Source organism: Clostridioides sp. ZZV15-6388, from assembly GCF_020657755.1.
In the GTDB taxonomy this organism is placed as follows: Bacteria; Bacillota; Clostridia; order Peptostreptococcales; family Peptostreptococcaceae; genus Clostridioides.
This window is the reverse complement of record NZ_JAGWCU010000006.1, coordinates 36,012-55,311: the sequence shown is the minus strand read 5'-3', so window position 1 is coordinate 55,311 and position 19,300 is coordinate 36,012. Positions and strand designations below refer to the sequence as shown.

At 28.1% G+C, this 19,300-nt stretch carries 21 protein-coding genes and 1 other RNA gene; 5 read left to right on the top strand and 17 right to left on the bottom strand.

Annotated features, from left to right (window positions below):
- Window positions 1-74: 74 nt before the first annotated feature.
- The gene (locus KGF48_RS05585; RefSeq protein WP_227839087.1) at window positions 75-809 is read right to left on the bottom strand and encodes a hypothetical protein; all 735 of its coding nucleotides are present in this window, start codon (window positions 807-809) and stop codon (window positions 75-77) included.
- 362 nt (window positions 810-1,171) lie between these two features.
- Here KGF48_RS05585 and KGF48_RS05580 point away from each other — a divergent pair, with 362 nt between their 5' ends.
- Window positions 1,172-2,077, top strand: coding sequence for a selenium metabolism-associated LysR family transcriptional regulator (locus KGF48_RS05580; RefSeq protein ID WP_227839088.1), 906 nt, complete (start codon window positions 1,172-1,174; stop codon window positions 2,075-2,077).
- 170 nt (window positions 2,078-2,247) lie between these two features.
- Here the strand turns inward: KGF48_RS05580 and KGF48_RS05575 are convergent, their stop codons facing one another.
- The 3 genes from KGF48_RS05575 to KGF48_RS05565 are packed head-to-tail and all read right to left on the bottom strand — an operon-like array spanning window position 2,248 to window position 5,344.
- Window positions 2,248-3,642: an aminopeptidase gene (locus KGF48_RS05575; RefSeq protein WP_227827035.1), complete on the bottom strand. Its 1,395-nt coding sequence runs from the start codon at window positions 3,640-3,642 to the stop codon at window positions 2,248-2,250.
- A gap of 19 nt (window positions 3,643-3,661) precedes the next feature.
- Window positions 3,662-3,871, bottom strand: a complete 210-nt coding sequence (locus KGF48_RS05570) for a DUF896 domain-containing protein (protein ID WP_227827034.1) — start codon at window positions 3,869-3,871, stop codon at window positions 3,662-3,664.
- A gap of 27 nt (window positions 3,872-3,898) precedes the next feature.
- Window positions 3,899-5,344 (bottom strand): PLP-dependent aminotransferase family protein, encoded by a 1,446-nt coding sequence (locus tag KGF48_RS05565; protein ID WP_227839089.1) that lies wholly within the window; start codon window positions 5,342-5,344, stop codon window positions 3,899-3,901.
- A 109-nt stretch (window positions 5,345-5,453) separates the two neighbouring features.
- Between KGF48_RS05565 and KGF48_RS05560 the strand changes: the two genes are divergently transcribed.
- Both KGF48_RS05560 and KGF48_RS05555 read left to right on the top strand, forming a co-directional pair.
- The gene (locus KGF48_RS05560) at window positions 5,454-6,248 is read left to right on the top strand and encodes a histidinol-phosphatase HisJ family protein (protein WP_227827032.1); all 795 of its coding nucleotides are present in this window, start codon (window positions 5,454-5,456) and stop codon (window positions 6,246-6,248) included.
- 50 nt (window positions 6,249-6,298) lie between these two features.
- Window positions 6,299-7,621, top strand: a complete 1,323-nt coding sequence (locus KGF48_RS05555; RefSeq protein ID WP_227839090.1) for a polysaccharide biosynthesis protein — start codon at window positions 6,299-6,301, stop codon at window positions 7,619-7,621.
- Window positions 7,622-7,722: 101 nt separating this feature from the next.
- On the opposite strand, the gene KGF48_RS05550 is transcribed toward KGF48_RS05555, so the two are convergent.
- The 3 genes from KGF48_RS05550 to KGF48_RS05540 all read right to left on the bottom strand — a co-directional run bounded on the left by KGF48_RS05550 (window position 7,723) and on the right by KGF48_RS05540 (window position 10,326).
- The gene (locus KGF48_RS05550) at window positions 7,723-8,940 is read right to left on the bottom strand and encodes a hypothetical protein (protein WP_227839091.1); all 1,218 of its coding nucleotides are present in this window, start codon (window positions 8,938-8,940) and stop codon (window positions 7,723-7,725) included.
- A gap of 185 nt (window positions 8,941-9,125) precedes the next feature.
- Window positions 9,126-9,306, bottom strand: a non-coding RNA gene (ssrS, locus tag KGF48_RS05545) — 6S RNA.
- Between the two features lie 117 nt (window positions 9,307-9,423).
- On the bottom strand, window positions 9,424-10,326 hold the full coding sequence (locus tag KGF48_RS05540; RefSeq protein WP_227839092.1) for a hypothetical protein: 903 nt from the start codon (window positions 10,324-10,326) through the stop codon (window positions 9,424-9,426).
- Between the two features lie 211 nt (window positions 10,327-10,537).
- Between KGF48_RS05540 and KGF48_RS05535 the strand changes: the two genes are divergently transcribed.
- Window positions 10,538-10,948, top strand: coding sequence for a hypothetical protein (locus tag KGF48_RS05535; protein ID WP_227827028.1), 411 nt, complete (start codon window positions 10,538-10,540; stop codon window positions 10,946-10,948).
- A gap of 123 nt (window positions 10,949-11,071) precedes the next feature.
- Here the strand turns inward: KGF48_RS05535 and ccpA are convergent, their stop codons facing one another.
- The 5 genes from ccpA to KGF48_RS05510 all read right to left on the bottom strand — a co-directional run bounded on the left by ccpA (window position 11,072) and on the right by KGF48_RS05510 (window position 13,616).
- Window positions 11,072-12,094: a LacI family transcriptional regulator CcpA gene (ccpA, locus tag KGF48_RS05530; protein ID WP_413894785.1), complete on the bottom strand. Its 1,023-nt coding sequence runs from the start codon at window positions 12,092-12,094 to the stop codon at window positions 11,072-11,074.
- A gap of 248 nt (window positions 12,095-12,342) precedes the next feature.
- Window positions 12,343-12,543 carry a hypothetical protein gene (locus KGF48_RS05525; RefSeq protein WP_227839094.1) on the bottom strand — a complete coding sequence of 67 codons (201 nt, stop codon included), beginning with the start codon at window positions 12,541-12,543 and terminating at the stop codon, window positions 12,343-12,345.
- A gap of 33 nt (window positions 12,544-12,576) precedes the next feature.
- Window positions 12,577-12,756, bottom strand: coding sequence for a hypothetical protein (locus KGF48_RS05520; RefSeq protein ID WP_227827025.1), 180 nt, complete (start codon window positions 12,754-12,756; stop codon window positions 12,577-12,579).
- 180 nt (window positions 12,757-12,936) lie between these two features.
- Window positions 12,937-13,143, bottom strand: coding sequence for a hypothetical protein (locus KGF48_RS05515; RefSeq protein WP_009888870.1), 207 nt, complete (start codon window positions 13,141-13,143; stop codon window positions 12,937-12,939).
- A gap of 47 nt (window positions 13,144-13,190) precedes the next feature.
- A complete protein-coding gene (locus KGF48_RS05510; protein ID WP_227839095.1) occupies window positions 13,191-13,616 on the bottom strand; it encodes a hypothetical protein in 426 nt (141 codons plus the stop codon).
- Between the two features lie 171 nt (window positions 13,617-13,787).
- On the opposite strand from KGF48_RS05510, the gene acpP reads away from it, so the two are divergent.
- Entirely contained in the window at window positions 13,788-14,015 is a 228-nt protein-coding gene (acpP, locus tag KGF48_RS05505; protein ID WP_227434025.1) for an acyl carrier protein, read from the top strand.
- Window positions 14,016-14,175: 160 nt separating this feature from the next.
- On the opposite strand, the gene KGF48_RS05500 is transcribed toward acpP, so the two are convergent.
- The 5 genes from KGF48_RS05500 to KGF48_RS05480 all read right to left on the bottom strand — a co-directional run bounded on the left by KGF48_RS05500 (window position 14,176) and on the right by KGF48_RS05480 (window position 19,286).
- Window positions 14,176-15,180, bottom strand: coding sequence for a nucleoid-associated protein (locus tag KGF48_RS05500; RefSeq protein WP_227827023.1), 1,005 nt, complete (start codon window positions 15,178-15,180; stop codon window positions 14,176-14,178).
- A 14-nt stretch (window positions 15,181-15,194) separates the two neighbouring features.
- Window positions 15,195-16,097 carry an RluA family pseudouridine synthase gene (locus KGF48_RS05495; RefSeq protein ID WP_227839096.1) on the bottom strand — a complete coding sequence of 301 codons (903 nt, stop codon included), beginning with the start codon at window positions 16,095-16,097 and terminating at the stop codon, window positions 15,195-15,197.
- A gap of 178 nt (window positions 16,098-16,275) precedes the next feature.
- Entirely contained in the window at window positions 16,276-17,451 is a 1,176-nt protein-coding gene (locus KGF48_RS05490; RefSeq protein ID WP_227839097.1) for an acetyl-CoA C-acetyltransferase, read from the bottom strand.
- Between the two features lie 91 nt (window positions 17,452-17,542).
- Window positions 17,543-18,388, bottom strand: coding sequence for a 3-hydroxybutyryl-CoA dehydrogenase (locus KGF48_RS05485; protein ID WP_227827020.1), 846 nt, complete (start codon window positions 18,386-18,388; stop codon window positions 17,543-17,545).
- 100 nt (window positions 18,389-18,488) lie between these two features.
- Window positions 18,489-19,286, bottom strand: coding sequence for an enoyl-CoA hydratase-related protein (locus tag KGF48_RS05480; RefSeq protein ID WP_227839098.1), 798 nt, complete (start codon window positions 19,284-19,286; stop codon window positions 18,489-18,491).
- Window positions 19,287-19,300 lie beyond the last annotated feature (14 nt).

The window sequence follows — 19,300 nt, the reverse complement described above, 5'->3', positions numbered from 1 at the left end:
TATACATAAAAAAAACTGTTTCAAGTTAGAAATTTACTTCTACCTTGAAACAGGCTTATATGCTTTAAAATTCATTATTCTAATAAAGCTCCTTTTATTATTTTTACAAATTTATCGCTCTCAATAGTTTTTATAGACTTTATTTTATTGTCTACTATACTTATTGTAAGTATTTCTTTTTCTAATACTTTATTATCTTTCTTTAATCTATAACTCCTCACTACCCTATTGCCTTCATGGTTATATGCTGTTAAATCATAATTGGCATTACCCACGATTTCATTTATTCTAGATTCTTCAACTCCAATATACTCTCCTAAATCAATGTTTTTATATTCTTCTAAAGATACAGCTGATTTTTCATTATCATTTTTTTCAATCATAATACCATAATTTTCATCTACAGCTATTATACTTTGTGATGAAAAAGAATTTGTTTCAACATTAACAACTTTATTTTTATTAATATTAATGTATAAAGCACTTCCATCTAATTCATTGTTTCCAGTATATTTAGGGTAAACTAATGTCATATAACTTGATGTATTTATATCTTGCATTGTATTTGATTCTTTTAAATTCTTATTTTTTATATAATAAATTGTGTTATAAGGTATTCCCATATTCTTTATAACATATTTATAATCTTTATCTATCATTTCATTAACATTATTTTGAACTTTTGTCATAGTTTTTTGCTGTGTTGCTTTACTTGCTACTTGATTTTTCTCTTTAGTAGTTTCCTTATGACATCCAACAAGTACAATCCCTAAAATAGTTACACAAACTAATGACCTTTTTAACTTCATAAATCAATCCTCCTTTCTTAAATTCTATAATATTTATCTATATCTCATTGTGTGATTATCTCTTTTTTCAATAATTACGTTCATTATTTTATAAAATAATTATATAATATTTATTTAAATTTAATAAGATTAAGAAGCTATTTGTAATTTTTTTGTAACAAAACACATTTTAAAGTTGAATTTTGAAAATTCAATTTGCAAGATACTTGTGGTAAATATCCTTATAACATTATACCAAATTATTCCTAAACAATCAAAAACTCCATAAACATTTTAAGGTTTTCTATTTCAAAAATCCCCTTCAACCATTAATTTATCAAATATGTTATAATAGTTTTAGATAATTTAAGGAGGATTAAATAATGGATTTTAAACAACTCGAAGTATTTGTTGCTGTTGCAAAACACCAAAGTTTTTCAAAGGCTGCAAGAGAGCTTTTTTTAACTCAACCTACTGTAAGTGCACATATACAAAATTTAGAAAGAGAATTAGAGACTGTACTTATAAACAGAAGCAACAAAGTTATTACACTCACAAAATCTGGTGAAATTCTTTACGAGCACGCTATATATATATTAAACAACTGTAAACGTGCAATTTATGATATAAAAGAATATTCAGGTAAAATAGAAGGTATTATAGATATAGCATGTAGTTCTATACCGGAAACTTATATTCTCCCTGATTTTATGAAGAATTTTTCTATGAGTTATCCAGATGTAAAATTTTCTATAAGCCATTATGATTCTCAATACGCTATATCAGAAATTTTAAATGAACGGATAAGCTTTGGATTAGTTGGTTCTAAAATTAACAATCCTCAAATCGAATATCTAGACTTATTAGATGATGAACTTGTACTTATTACTCCTTCAGATTTTAAAATTGATAACAAGAATAATTACATTGACATAGAAGAATTGGCTTCTTTCAATTTTATTATGAGAAAAGAAGGCTCTGGTACTAGAAACTTAATACTAAACACACTCAGCAAAAATAACTTTCCGGTAAACAAATTAAATGTAATAGCTCATGTAGAATCAAATGAAGCCATTAAAGAAATGGTTAGATTAGGCCTTGGTGTATCTTTTATATCATATATTTCAGCTATTGATTATCTAAATGCAGGCAAAATAAAATGCTACAAAATAAAAGATGTTGATTTTACAAGAAAATTTTTCTTTATTTATTCTAAAAAGAAAACTTTTTCTCCATTAGAAGATAAATTTCTAAACAGACTATGTGAGTACTTTGAAATCATAATATAATAATTTTAATACATGGAACTCAAATTTAAATTATAAACTACTGAATTAATAAAATAAATAGAGTAGTATTTATACTATGTTCATTTAATTAATGAGCATAGTATAATACTACTCTATTTACTTATTACTTATTACTTATTACTTATTACTTATATTATTGTATATTAAATTTATAAGTTTATATTAAAAAACGCCTTATATCCTTTGTACATTTCATATATATCTACTTTAGAAACAATCTCATGTGGTGCATGCATATTTAAAACACCAACACCACAGTCTATAACCTCTGCGCCTTGATTTGCTAGGATGTAGGCTATTGTGCCTCCTCCACCTTGGTCCACTTTCCCAAGTTCAGCAGTTTGCCATACTACATTACCCTCATTAAAAATTCTTTTTACTTCTGATATAAACTCAGCATTGGCATCATTACATCCACTCTTACCTCTCGAACCAGTATACTTATTTAAAACTATTCCATTTCCCATATATGCAGAATTTCTTTTTTCATATGCCTCACCAAAATTTGGGTCATATCCAGCTGCAACATCAGCTGATAATACTTTACTATTTGCTAAAGCTCTTCTTACTTTAATATCACAGTAATCGCCTTCTAAAGCTATTAACTCAGCTACAGTATTTTCAAAAAACTTTGAATGCATACCTGTATTTCCTTGGGAGCCAACTTCTTCTTTGTCCACACATAATGTAACTGAAGTAAATTCTGGTTGTCTAGTCTCTAATATAGCTTTTACAGCAGCATATGAACATACTCTATCATCATGGCCATATCCTAATACCATTGACCTATCAAATCCCAAATCTCTTGCCTTCCCAGCTGGAACTACTTCAATCTCAGCACTTAATAAATCTTCTTCAACTATACTATATTTTTCATTTAAAATTTTTAATATATTTGCTGTTATAGGTTCTTTTTCTTCGCCATCCAAAGGCATATTTCCAATCAATACATTTAAGGCTTCACCACTGATTCCTTCTGACAATTTCTTTTGCATTTGGTCTCCAGCTAAATGAACCAATAGGTCAGTTACACAAAATACTGGGTCACTGTCTTCTTCACCAATAGATACATCCACTTTTGTACCATCATTTAATATAACTACTCCATGTAAAGCAAGAGGAATAGCTGTCCATTGATATTTTTTAATTCCTCCATAGTAGTGAGTCTTAAAAAAACCTAGATTAGCTTCTTGATACAATGGGTTTGGTTTTAAATCTAATCTTGGCGAATCTATATGACTACCTATAATCTTCATACCTTTTTCTATATAATTTTTACCTATCACAAAAAGTGCTACTGCTTTTTCTTTATTTATAGCATAAATCTTGTCCCCATGACTCACACTTCCCTTTTCCATAGCTTCATCTATTGAAATATAACCATTTTCTTTAGCCAATTTTATAATTTCTTTTACTGAAAGTCTTTCAGTTTTTGATTTACTTAAAAAATCCATATAATTGCGAGCATATTCCATAACCTGTTCAATAGCATTTTCTTTTTTTTCAATTTCCCATGCATTCTTAAATTCATGCTTTAAGTCCATGTTTTCCTCCTATTAAGTTTTAATTTTTATTATTTTTCATATATTGTTCATATTCCTCTGGTGAGACTACTTTAACACTGTCAAGTCTTGATTTAAAATGAGCTCTAAAATTTTCTAAATATTCCTTTCTTAAAGTCTCTCTTTCTTTGATTTCATCATCAGAAAGAGCTCCCTCTTTATTTTTCTTTGCTAATTCATTAATCCTATCTAATTTCTTCTTGTCAAACATTTTTTCCTCCTAAAAAACTTCTATTTATTAATAAAATAATTTATTACTTTTTATATCTAATTTATTTTTATATTCACAGAAAAACTCATCTATATTATCGCTTATTATAGATATTCCCTTTTCTAATTCTTCCATACTTGGACGAGCTATATTTATTCTAAAAAATCTATCATCCACTAGATTATCAAAAAAATAAGTCCCTGGAAGCATGGATACTCCTTTATTTAACATAAAACTTGTAAAACTTTGAGATGTATATCCTCTTGGCAATTCTAAAAAAAAGTTTATCCCTCCACAAGATTTTCTAACTTTTAATTTACCACTCAATTTATCATTAATCAAGCTTTTTGCTAACTTGTATTTATCAGTATATATTTTCTCTATATGACTCAAATAATTCTTCCAATTAAAATTCTCCATGTAGTAGTACATTGATTTTTGAATAAGACCTGGGGTTGATATGTCTGATGAATATTTAGCCCATAAAACTTTTTTTAATAATTCGTTTGGCATTTCTACAATCCCTATTCTTAAACCTGGCATAAGTATTTTTGAAAAACTCTTTATATATACTACTCTATTTTTATCATCATAACTTCTGACTGTTCTATTGTCTTTTGAGTCAAATATAAAATCACTTATAAAATCATCTTCAATTATATAAAAATCATGTTCTTCTGCCAATTCTATTAGCTTCTTTTTTTTATATGTTGAATAAGATATACCTGTTGGGTTTTGAAAATTAGGCATAATATATATAAGCCTTGGTTTTATTTTTTCCAATTTTAATTTTAAAATACCTATATCAATTCCATCATCTAACATAGGTATAGATATTATTTTTGCACCTCTACTTTTAAATACTTCAATTGCCCCATTATAAGAGGGCTCTTCCATAAAAACAACATCAGAATAACTTATAAGACCTTTACAAACTATATCTATACCTTGCTGTGCTCCTGAGATTATTTGAATATTTTCTTTAGTAGTATTTATATTTTCATCACTTAAATACTCTACCATCTTTTCTCTTAATTCCTCAGAGCCTAGACCTTCATCATAATCAAATATTGAACTTCCATCTTTAGATAGTGCCATATTTACAGCATTTTTAAATGAATCTATAGGAAACATATCATTAGATGGATTTCCATTATCGAAATGAATTAAATCATCTCTTTGTCTAATATTCTTGTTTTTCCCTTTATCTATACCATTTTTATAAGAATTTGAATTTGATACAAAAGTTCCACTTCCTATAATTTTATATACATATCCTTCATTTTCTAAAAGCTCATATACTTTGACTATAGTAGTATTATTTACATGTAAATAATCTGATAACTTTCTTATTGGTGGAAGTTTTTCATGCTCAACTAGTTCTTTGTTTATTATTAACTGCTTTATATGATTAAATATTTGTATATATTTAGTTGACTTCCTTTCACTTAAATCTATTTTGTATTTTTCCACATTTATCACCGCTTATTGTTTTTATATTTTGTTGATGCTTTAGTATATATTTGATATTATTTAGTATGTATATATAATACCAAAATTTTTATAAAAAGGGGAAATATTTATGTTTTACGACTATCACATGCACTCAAGTTTCTCTACTGATGGAAAATCTACAATGGAAGAAATGATAAAAAAATCTATAGACCTTGGTATAAATGAAATTTGTTTCACAGACCATGTCGATTATGATGTTTATGCTGATGATTCTTTTTCAATTGTCTACGAAGATTATTTTAAAAGTCTAGAAACTCTTAAAAATAGATATAAAGATAAAATATCAATAAAAAAAGGGATTGAATTTGGAGTTCAAACTCAATTAATAGATACATATAGAAAAGAAGCTCATCAATATCCATTAGATTTTATAATATGTTCTATTCATGCTATAGATACAATGGATTTATACCTTGGTAGCTATTTTGAAGGTAAGACTCAACATGAGGTCTATGAGAATTACTACCTTTATTTGTATAATATTGTTAAAAACTATAAGGATTACTCTGTTTTAGGGCATTTAGATTTAATTAAAAGATATGCACCTTATGATACTATCTTAGATGATAGACTATTTTCAGATATAATTGAAGAAACTCTTAAACAAGCCATCTATGATGGTAAAGGTATTGAAATAAACACATCTTGCTACAGATACAACCTTCCAGATTTAACTCCATCTAGATATATCCTTCAGATGTATAAAGATTTAGGAGGAGAAATCATAACTACAGGCTCAGATTCACATCATGTAAGTCAAATTGCATACGAGTTTGATTACATATATTCATTGCTAAAAAAGATGGGATTTAAGTATGTATCTAAATTTAATAAAATGAAGCCAGAATTTATAAAATTATAAATTTTTACACCTCCTTATGAATATATTTAAAAGATAAGGAGGTGATTTTTTTGAAAGTACCTTATTTAGTACTATCAACAGTTATTTTATTTATGTCTAACTTTGTCGTAAGAATATTTGGATTTTTATATAAAATATTCTTATCAAGAGCTTTGGGCGAAACAGGTTTAGGTATTTATCATATGATTTTTAACTTTTTAATGATTTGCTTAGCTGTTACAACAACTGGAATACCTACTGCACTTAGTTGCCTAGTTGCAAAAAGAAAAGCTTTAAACGATAAACACAATACTAATGCTTTATTTATATCAACTTTATACATATCATTTTTTGTAGCATTAATTATATCTATAATTGCATCTTTCAATAGTTCTTTTTTATCACTTAAGTTTCTAAAAGACCCTAAATTGAATTTATTTATACTCGCAGTTTGTCCTGCTATAGTTATAATAACACTTTCAAATGTACTTAGGGGGTATTACTATGGCATAAAGAACGTAAAAGTCCCTGCTATTGGACAAATTATTGAACAGATGGGTAAAATTCTATTTGTTTTTTTACTCGTTATGTATGTAAATGATAAGTCTATGAACTGTTATATTGCTCTTTTAGGTATATCTATTGGTGAATTGAGTAATATCATATTTATGCTCATATGTCTATGTCGAGATTCTTCATTTGACAATAAATATATTATAAGTATAAAGGATTTTTATAATTCTTCTATGGAAACATTAAAAATGTCTATACCCATAACTTGCAATAGAATGTCAAACATACTTTTACAATCTATTAGTTCTATGATGATACCATCAAGATTAGCATTATCAGGAATGACTTATCAACAATCATTAAGTATGTACGGTGTCGTCAGTGGAATGGTAATGCCATTTATATTTTTACCATTTACTGTTGGCTCAGCACTTATTGTAAATTTGATACCTACTATATCACAAGAAATTGCTTTAAGAAAACGTAAAAGTGTCCTAAAAAAAATAAAGTATTCTATACTCCTAACTTTATTTGTAGGTATGCTATCATCAGTGTTTTTTTATTTCTTTGGAAAAGATTTATGTATATTAGTATTTAAAAATAAACTTGCTGGAGAATATTTAAAAGCTATGTTTTTAGTACCACTATTTATGTCACTAAATCAAACGCTATCTGGTATTTTACATTCAATAAGAAAAGAATTAGCTTCAAGTATAAATACTATCACTGGTATGTTAATTCAGCTAGTAGCTCTATATGTATTTCTTCCTATTCCAGGGCTTAATATTTATGCATACATATACACAATGACAATAGTATCAATATTTACTTGTTTATTACATACTATAGTACTTTTTAAATCTATAAAATCTATACATTAGTTATAAATAACGTGAAGGCTACCAATGTAAATCGTCTACTATTGGTAGCCTTCCTTAAATGATTTTTATTTATAATTTAAACTGTCTATATATCTACCTATCTATCTGTGGCAACCTGAATTTTCATTTCCTTGATTAGGTCCACATTGCGAAAAATCACATACTTTAGAGAAAGTATCAACAAGTCTTGGTTGGATTGGGTTTGGTGATGCTAAAACTACTATTTGTTCACTTATTAATGTGCTAACTGTTTCTTGTAAGCAAAGTACTAAATCTATATCATTTGGTATGATTAATTCAAAGAAAGGATCACAACCTTCTCTACATTCTAATTTTAATATAGATTTTCCTATACAATCAACTGTTAAATTAGTTTGGAACTCTTGTCTTAAAGTGACAGCTCTTCCATCAGCTGGCAAGCATATTGGTGCTGAAAGTGTGTTAAAAGTAAATTCTACAAAATCAACTCTTCTCTTACATCCACCTCCTGCTCTGACTGCTGGGAAAGCTAATGCAACGAATTCTGTACATCCACATCTACCTCTTAGTTCTAATACTAGATTACGAACTGCTACAGTTAATCCTCTTTGTTTATAAGCTACTGATTTGCCTTTTCCTTGTCTACAACATTCAGCGTTTCTTTCTCCACATACTGCATATTCAAAAGTTGTTTCACAGTTTCTTCCTATTATATCTCCTAATGGTTCCAATTCAAAATCTTCTAAAGTTGTCATTCCTGTGTCAATAACTATTCCATCATTACTTAAGCATATTTTGTCTATAGTTACACTTGCTCTGCCTGCACTTGGAACTGAACCAAATACTTCTACTACTTCTGTTTCAAAAGTTAATGGTTCTCCATTTGGTCCAGTTGCATCTGTAAATGTTTGGAATTGCATAGTATCAAAAATTCTATTAGCTTCTATTGCAAATGGAACTGCATTTGCTATAGAAAAGTTTCTTGGAGATATAGGATTACAGCAGTTTGGTCCACATTTGTTTTCAAAACATTCATCTGAATCCATTTGACATGGTTCACAATCACATTTGCAATTATCATGGCATCCACAATTGTCATCACATGGATTAGGTTTACATGGATTACATGGATCACATGGATTAGGTTTACATGGATTGCATGGTTTACAATCATCATGACAATCACAATTATTATCATTGTTACATCCATTATGATGATGTGATTTTTTGAATCCTCTCATATCATCTGAATTTATCTCATCTGTATACACTTCTTCTTCATTCATTGTAGACATTGGCTGATTTAGCATTCTTTTTTTATTTTTTTTGTAATCTTGCATTTTTCATTGCCCTCCCTGTAAGCGATTCTTATTAAGTCTTCGGCTTTTTATAGCCTAATTAATACTATGCACTTATAATATCATTTGTTACTTTTGCTTTTTAAGTTTATATATAATTAAGTATATTTGGTAGAAAAATGCATTTTAATAAAAAAAAGTACTACTATTTAAAATAGTAGCACTTTTTTTGTCCCGAAACACCGGTGGCTAAGTAAATTCACACCCTAGGCACTCCCAGGTGGGTGACTTGCCAGTAACCTTTAACGTCCAAACTAAACAGGCATGTTATAATTTACTAGACACGGTCTCCCGTATTTCATTTGTAGGTTGAATTTAAAAAAGCCTTATCGTATGTTTCAGGATTTCATATTATTATTATATAATAAATTTCGAATTTTTTAAAGTGGTTTTATATAGTAATTGAGATAATCTTATTCTAATATTACTTTTTCTGCCTTTTCTCTTTATGTATTTAGTTAATTATCACTTTCTCTTAGCTTTACTTCTAGTATTTTTTTCATTATGATTATGTTCATGCTTGTGTTCATTAACATCATACAATTCTTCATCATACACTATATTTTCATCATTATCTTCATCTTCATAGTCTGTTTCTTCATCTTCCATTAATTCTTCTTCATTATCATCTATCTCATCTTCATAATCTAATTCATTATCTTCATATGTTGACTCTTCATCTTCAAATTCTTCATTATTATCTTCATTATCTTCATATTCATCCTCATCATCATTATTGCTATCATCACCTCTTAAAAGAGTTCCTAGCAATTTAAGATTATTCATACTACCTAGATTATTTATATTTGCCAAAGAACTTAAACTAAATCCACCTTCTCCAAAATCATCAGGTAAAAACAATTCTGCAAATAAATCTATCTTTTTTTTCATTCCTATAGCCTTTTCAACAGAATTTTTTCTCTTTTCTGGAAATACATCTATAATTTCTTTTATCATCATATTTTTTTTGTCTTCACTATCCATTTTTCTAAAAAAATCTGTTTCCTCTTCAACATCTACCACATCTATATTGTTGAGTTTCTTTATGCCTCTAACTAGGTCTAAAACACTTTCTATTTTTACTAGTATTTTCCTTTCATCTCTTGACATGTATTTTTTAGTTCTTGTTATTATTTCCATTCCCATTTCTAGGTCTTCTTCACTCAAATCCATAAGTCTTAGACCTCTTTTTATATCATTTGCATCAAACCTTAAAGTTTCATGTATAGCTTTTGATAATTTCTCATTTGAATTTTTTTTGTTTTTTCTAACTCTATTATTTTTCTTTGATTTATCTTTATCATCAAATATAGAGATATTACCATTACTCAATGCAATCACTCCAATCAAAAATAGTAAATTATTCAAGACAATTCCCCCTTATATTATATAATTGCCCTATATTAAAGTATGTTTTTCATATTTTAATGTTCCATTTTTAAAGCTCAGTGCATATATATTATCTATAAGAATTTTTATTTATATTATATATCACTCACAATTCACCACTTCAATATTATTTCTATATATAAATAGTATGAATATAATTCAATATATATTTATAGAAAGGGGTTTTTTTATGAAAAAAATAGATACAGATTCATTAGAAAAGATGGCTAAGCAAAAAAATATTGACAAGGATAAGATAGAAAAGATTGCTGATAATTACAAAGGAAAATCAGAAAGTGAACTTATGGAGGAACTTATAAAAATAGGTAAAAACCTAGATGGAAGAGAGGAAGTAGTATCAAAATTCAAAGCATTTTTAGATGACAATCAACGTAAAAAATTAGATACTATAATGGATAAAATATCAGATGCAGAGACTCAAAGAGATACTAAACCTGCTAAAACTACTAAAACTAAAAAGACTAAACAACCTACTAAAGGTAAATCAAATACACCTGCACCAAAAAATACACCAAATAATCAACAGAAAAAATCTAAAAGTATATTTAAGAAAACTAAAAAATCCAATCCTCACGAATAAACAAAAATAAACTACTTTTAAGACTTAAAACTATTATTTTTAATTAAAATATTTTAAATTTCATATTATTTAAATTAAAAATCAGGTAGTGTTTTAAACACTACCTGATTAACTTTAATAACTTTATTTCTTTCTCTCTATAACACTTTCTCTATCAATAATTTGATAAGGTAATTCTATTTTCTTATTTTCAATTAATTCTTTATTTATTAATTTAATAACCATTCTTATCGCCACTGCTCCCATATCATATAAAGGCTGATAAACTGTAGTAAGTTTAGGCCTATACATTTTAGCTATCTTAACATCATTAAATCCTGCAACTGATATGTCTTCTGGAACCTTATATCCAGCATCACAGATAGCGTTTATAGCTCCTATAGCAGCCTCATCACCCGTAACAAAAGCTGCATGAGGTATTATTCCTTCATCCAATAATTCTTTCATACTATTGTATCCACTTTCATAATCAGTTCCACCATATTTGATTAAACTCTTGTCCAACTCTATATTATTACTTGAAAGTGCTTTTTCGTAGCCTGAAAGTCTTTCCATCTCTAAAACAGTATCATCTTTACTTGTCATTATAAAAGCTATCTTTTCATGACCTTTCTTTATAAGATGTTCTGTCATATCAAAAGTAGCTTCTTTATTACTAGTGCTTACTGTGTATATATCATAATTTCTAGCAGTTTTACTTATATACGTTGCTGGTATACCACAATTTTGTATATAGTTGATATGTTCTTGTTCAACTACCCATGAAATCATAACTATACCTTCAACTTGTTTTGCTCTTAATAGATTTATACTCTTTAATTCTTGTTCTTTATCAGAGTATGTATTAGCTAAAAGAATATCATAATCATACATTTTAGCAACTTCTTCTATTCCATTCAATACCTCATTAACAAAAGAATCTGAAACTTCTGGAACTATTACCCCTATTAATTGACTCTTCTTAGTTACTAAGCTTCTTGCAAGTGGATTTGGTATATATCCAGTTTCTTTTATAACATCTAAAACTTTTTGTTTGACTTCATCAGTCACAGGTTTTGAATCATTTATAACTCTAGATACTGTAGATATTGACACGCCTGCTTGTTTAGCAACATCTTTTATCGTTATATTACTTTTCATTTTCATCCTCCTAATTTTGCTAAATTTATCTAAATCTGAACCAAATTTATACAGGTTCTTATTTTAACTATATTTATATAAGTTCTTATTTTACCATAAAAGCAAGTACATTTAAATACATTATATTTTATATTATACCCTATATTCAACAATTTTAATAATATTCATTCTTAATTTAAATTATATTAAAAAATAAAATAAAAAAAATGCTGGTATAAAATATACCAGCATTTTTTCACTTTAACGGTTTAGTTTTAGCAGCCACAACCGTCATCACCATCAAAGAATCCACCACATGAACAAGTTATTAATAATAGTATTAAGAATGGTATCCATGACATTATATCGATATCTCTCCAACAATCTTCAAAAGCTAAGAATAGGAAGAATAATACGATTATCCACCATCCTCCCCCACCAAAACATCCATCGTTTCCAAAAAATCTATCTAACATAATAAAACCCTCCTTTTTTAATAACTGTTACCCTTAATCTAAGCATCCACTACAGCAGCAAAGTATTAATAAAACTATTAAGAATGGAATCCATGCCATTATGTCAAATTCTGCCCAGCTATCTCCAAAAGCTAAGAATAGGAAGAATAGTACGATTATCCACCATCCTCCTCCACCAAAACATCCATCTTCTCCAAAGAATCTATCTAACATTCCACGTTACCTCCTGTTGATATTTTGTTGAGCTTTTCGCTCCTAACATATACTATGCATTTGGTTTCCATTTTGCTAATGTATTTTTATTATTTTTTTAATTTTTTTATCTTAACTAAAAAAGGCAAAACCATAACTTGTATAAGTTACTGGTTCTGCCTATTTAATAATCAATATTTTTTAGCAACAACAACCATCATCGAAGTTAAATAACAACAATACTATCAATATAACCCATATCCATATATTGTCATCGCATAATAAGTCTTCTAAAATGTCTGTACATAATAATAAGAATACTATAACTATTATTATCAACATTTTATTACCAAAAAATCCTTCGCATCCTCCAAAGAAACGTTCCATATTGTCTTCTAATTTTGTCATAACTAATCCTCCTTGAATCATTAAGAGACTAACTTTTGTCTCTTTAATTAAATATATGTAGTAATAGACAGATAAGTTACTTCTAAAAAGTTTTTATTAATTAATTTATTTATTTCTTTTTCTCCCAATTTATTGTATCTATCAACTTCATCTAAATAATCCTTTTTTTCTTCTGATATAGTGTAAATTAAACTTTCTATTGATTTTACTTTGTATTCTTTATATCTTTCTATCAAGAAGGATGTTTTTGAATTTTCTATCCCTTTCTTTACATGCATTAATCTTGATATATAATCGTCCTTTTCATTAGATACATAGCCTTCCTTCTCTGCTACATCTTCAAGAATTAAATTTGTTTCCATTACATAGTCCTCTATTCGTTGCATATCTAAAGTTATTGAATTATAATAAAAATTTACTGCTATAAGTAAAAATATTCCTACAGATGTTAGTAATAAGCCTACATATTTCATAGCATTTCCTCCTAAGTTATATTTGTTATCAATAAAGTTTATTCATCAGATAAGACTTTATTACTACCTTTATAAAATTTTATTACTTTTTACTAATTCCATATTGAAAAATTTTTGATATTATATTAAACTAACATTAAAATTAATTAAAACTGCTGTAGGAGGCTTAAAATGTTTGAAAAAATAAAAGAAATAATAGCAGAACAATTAGGGTTAGATAATTTAGATGAAATAACTATGGAAGCATCTTTAATGGAAGATTTAGAAGCTGATTCATTAGATGCTGTTGAGATTATAATGGCTCTTGAAGATGAATTTGGTATAGAAATACCAGATGAGGAAGCTGAAAACTTTAAATGTATTGGTGATATATGTAAATATATCGAAGAAAATAAATAATATCATCTTTTCTACAAATATAAATAGTCTGTGTCTACTTCTATTTAATATTTCTATTAGAAGTTTACACAGACTAGTCTACATTTATTTATAATTATATTAACTATACATTTATTCTAATTTAATTTATATCTAATTATATAAATTACTCAAATTAAGATTACTTTTCTTCATAAAATGTTACATTCTTTATTACTATATCTATAGTTCCATCTTGATTTTGCTTTACAGTATATTTCATTGGGTCCTCAAAATCAGTTAGGTTACCTTTTATATCAAAGCCATTATCAGTTTTTATACTTCTCTTTTTGAGCTTTTTCTCAACCCATTTTTTATCTATGCTAAAACCTTCATCAAGACCTTTTTCTTCCATGTGCTCTTTAAAACTACCTTTTAATTCTTCATCCTTAATTGAATTATCAACAAAATCATTTATATCAATTTCATGTTTTTCTTTTAATGTATAATTTAATATACTTCTTACATCTTCTGCTTGCTTTATATCATTGCTAAGAGCATTAGTTATCCAATTTTCGGCTGTATTTTTAAATACTTTTGTCTTATACTTATCATCATCTATTTTTTTAGCATTCAAAAATTCTGTTACAAACTTTGATTCTGAACCCTCTTTTTCTGCATCTTTGTCTAAGAGTCTTAGATGAAACTCATCATTCATTCCACTTAATCCAATTAAAGCCCCTTGCTTTTGTCTTATAGTTTCTGGAATTCCAATTTCATTTGATACCATTTGAATATTAAATTTATCATCTACAAACTCAATTGAATGAGTATACAGTTTTTTATAATCTAATTTCAATATAGCAACACTCTTCTCATCTTTTACAGTATACAAGCAAACTGCCAAATCACAAGATTCTAATGCCGCATTAATCTTCATGACCTCAAACAGATAAGATGCTATTTCTTTAGAATTTTTTAAAAATGAACTCTCATCGTATATTATTTGTTCACAACAATTTTTGATTAAATTGTCATTATAATCTTTAAAGATACCTTTTCTTAAATCTTCATCCTTTGAAATTCTCTTTATTGCTTTTTGAAAAAATCCATCTACTTCTTGATTAACTTTACCTTCAAAATCATTTAATATTGGAACATCACTATTTTTATCCAAAACATGTATTATAAATTTATGTATTATCATATATATCACCCCATCTATCTTAATTTCGATATTAACTCTTGCATATCCTTCGGTATATCTGTTTTAAATTTTAAAATTTCTTTTGTTCTTGGTTGTTCAAACTCTAAGCTATATGCATGAAGAGCTTGCCTATTTATAAGGTTTTCATCTATATAACCATATAACTCATCACCTATTATTCCATGACCTATATAAGCCATATGCACCCTTATTTGGTGTGTTCTACCAGTTTCTAGCTTTACTTCTAGCATGGTTGCATTTTTTAATCTTTCTACTACTTTATAATGGGTAACAGATGCTTGTCCTCTTTCATCTATTACTCTCTTTATTGAATCCTCTTCAGGTCTATAAATTGGTTCATTTATAGTTCCCTCATCTTCATCTATAATCCCATTCACTACTGTTATATATGTTTTTTCAACTTTATTTTCACTCATTGATGTAGACAAAGTATGATGTGCATAAGCATTTTTTGCTACTATAACAAGCCCTGAAGTGTTCATATCAAGTCTATTCACAAATCGTATTTTTACATTTTCTTTATGCTTCTCTATATAATAACTAATACCATTTGCTATTGTATTATCATAGTGACTTTTAGTTGGATGAACTACCATAAATGGTGGCTTATTTACCATAATTATATCAAAATCATCATATATTATTTGTAAATTTAAATCTTGTGGCTCAAAATTTGCTTTTTCTTCTTCTATTTTTACCTCTATTAAATCACCACACGACACTTTTAAACTTGGTTTTTTATATACACCATTTACTAATACACTTTTTTCTCTTTTCATCTTTGACAATGACCTCACCGAAAAATTTAGCTTGTCCAGCAAAACTTCTTTTAGAGTCATTTCTTCTTCATTTGTATATGATATAAGATTATATTTTTGATTTTCTTTTTTAAACAAACTTTTACCTACTTTCTTTTATATCTTCAAAATCATGATATTATATATTTTACACTATTTTTGTTTAATAGATAATAGTTATTTTTTAACCATAAAAACCTGTAAGAATAACAAATAGTTACTCTTACAGGTTAAATTCCTGGTTAAATGTTTAATTTTTAAAAATTATAATCTAAAACTATCTTTTAACTATTAAAGTAGTTCCCATTCCACCACCTATACAAAGTGTAGCTAAACCAGTTTTAGCATCTCTTCTCTTCATTTCATATAAAAGTGTAGTAAGTATTCTTGCTCCTGAGCATCCTATTGGATGTCCTATAGCTATTGCTCCACCATTGACATTAACTTTAGCCATATCTATGTTTAAATCTTTTACTACCGCTATAGATTGAGCAGCAAATGCTTCATTAGCCTCAACTAAATCTATATCTTCAATAGTCATATTAGCAGCTGCTAAAGCTTTTTTCGTTGCTGGAACTGGTCCATATCCCATTATTGTAGGGTCAACACCAGCTGTTCCATAAGAAACTATAGTTGCAAGAGGTTCTATTCCTAGTTCTTCAGCTTTTTCTTTAGCCATTACTACTAACATAGCAGCACCATCATTAATTCCTGATGCATTACCAGCAGTAACTGTTCCATCTTTTTTAAATGCAGGTCTTAATTTAGCAAGTTTTTCTATTGTAGTACCAGCTTTAATATATTCATCTTTGTCTACTACAGTGTCACCTTTTCTTCCTTTTATAACCACTGGAACTATTTCTTCGTCAAATTTTCCTTCAGCTTGAGCTTTTTCAGCTTTATTTTGACTTGCAAGAGCTAATGCATCTTGTTCTTCTCTAGTTATATTCCATTGTTCTGCTATATTTTCAGCAGTTATACCCATGTGATAGTTATTAAATATATCTGATAATCCATCTTTTATCATTGAATCAACAAAAGCAGTATCACCCATTCTTGCACCATATCTAGCACTTGGTACTAAATAAGGAGACATACTCATGTTTTCAGCTCCACCAACTAGCATTATATCAGCGTCCCCTAATGCTATAAGTTGAGATGCCATTGAAACAGATCTTAATCCAGAACCACAAACTATATTTATAGTCATAGCTGGTTTCTCTACTGGTATTCCTGCACCTAATGCTATTTGTCTTGCTACATTTTGACCAAGACCTGCTGTAAGTACTCCTCCTAGAAGTGATTCATCTATCATATCTGGAGTTATATTAGCTCTTTTTATAGCTTCTTTAGCTGCTGTTACCCCTAATTCTACTGCTGAAACTGATTTAAATGCTCCTCCAAAACTTCCTACTGCTGTTCTAGCTGCACTGGCAATTACTACTTCTCTCATATTCATTACCCCCATTAAATTAGATTTTTATCAGATTTTTGAGATTGTTTTTTTTTAGACAATATCAGTTAAATTTTTTAGATTTAAGTTCTTATTTATTATAATCATAGAATCCTATTTTAGTTTTTCTTCCTAATTGATTAGCTCTAACCATTTTAGCTAAAAGTGGATGAGGTCTATATTTAGTATCTCCAAATTCAGTATATAGAACGTTCATTATAGCTAAAACAACATCTAATCCTATTAAATCCCCTAATGCTAAAGGTCCCATTGGATGGTTTGCACCTAGTTTCATAGCTTCATCTATTTCTTCTTTACTTGCAACACCATCTGCATATATACCAACAGCTTCATTTATCATAGGTATAAGTATTCTATTTACTACAAATCCAGGAGATTCAGATACATCTACTGGTACTTTATTGATACTCTTAGATAATTCAAATACTGTATCAAAAGTAACTTTTGATGTTAATTGACCGCTTATAACTTCAACTAATTTCATCATAGGAACTGGATTGAAGAAATGCATTCCTATAACTTTATCTGCTCTATTAGTAGAAGAAGCTATTTCTGTTATAGATAATGATGAAGTATTTGTTGCTAAAATAGTATCGTCTTTACATAACTCATCTAATAATTTAAAAACATCTTTCTTTATGTTCATATCTTCTACAGATGCTTCTATTATTAAGTCCATGTCTTTTAAATCTTCATAGTTAGTAGTTGAACTAACATGACTTAATATTTCTGATTTTGTAGCTTCATCCATTTTTCCCTTAGTAACTAATTTAGTTAAATTTTTATCTAATAATCCTAAGCATTTATCTATAGCACCTTGAGTTCTACTCTTTAAACATACATCATGACCACAACTTGCAAAAGTTTGTACAATACCACTTCCCATAGTTCCACTACCTATTACAGCTAATTTCATAGTTATAACCTCCTGTTATTTTAGTATTTATATTCTGTTAACTAGATTAAAGTATTTATTCAATCTAGTTAACAGAAAATATATTTTTAATTAGATTTGTTTACCCTTTTATAAAGTTAGCTTCTCTTTTTTCAACAAAAGCTGACATTCCTTCTTTCTGGTCTTTAGTTGAAAAACAAAGTCCAAAGAAATTAGATTCTATATCTATTCCAGTATCTATATCAGTTTGAGCACCAAGTTGTATAGCTTCTTTAGAGTATCTAACTGCAAGTTGAGCATTTTTGGCTATTGTTTTAGCTAGTTTTTCAACTTCTTCCATTAAAACTTCTGGCTCGACAACTCTATTTACTAGCCCTATTTTTTCAGCTTCATCAGCTTTTATAACTTGACCTGTAAAAATTAATTCTTTTGCTTTTGCCAGTCCAACCAGTCTTGTAAGTCTTTGAGTTCCTCCATATCCTGGAGTTATTCCAAGAGTTACTTCTGGTTGCCCAAATTTAGCTTTAGCAGATGCAATTCTTATATCACAAGTCATTGCTAGTTCGCATCCTCCACCTAAAGCAAATCCATTTACAGCTGCTATTATTACTTTTTTACTATCTTCTATTTCTCTAAAAGCTTTAGCTCCTAGAAGGCTAAAGTCTTTAGCAGCTACAGCATCTAAATCTTTCATATATGCAATATCTGCTCCAGCTACAAATGCTTTTCCTTCCCCTGTCAATATTACTACATCGATAGTTTCATCATTGTTAATATCTGCAAATACTTCATAAAGTTCTTCTAAAGTTTTTGAATTGATTGCATTAAGGGCTTTAGGTCTATTCATTTTCACTGTACATATATTTTCATTTACTTCAACAGCTATATTCTCATAAACTTTAACATCGCTTGTACTCATAATACCCTCCCCAA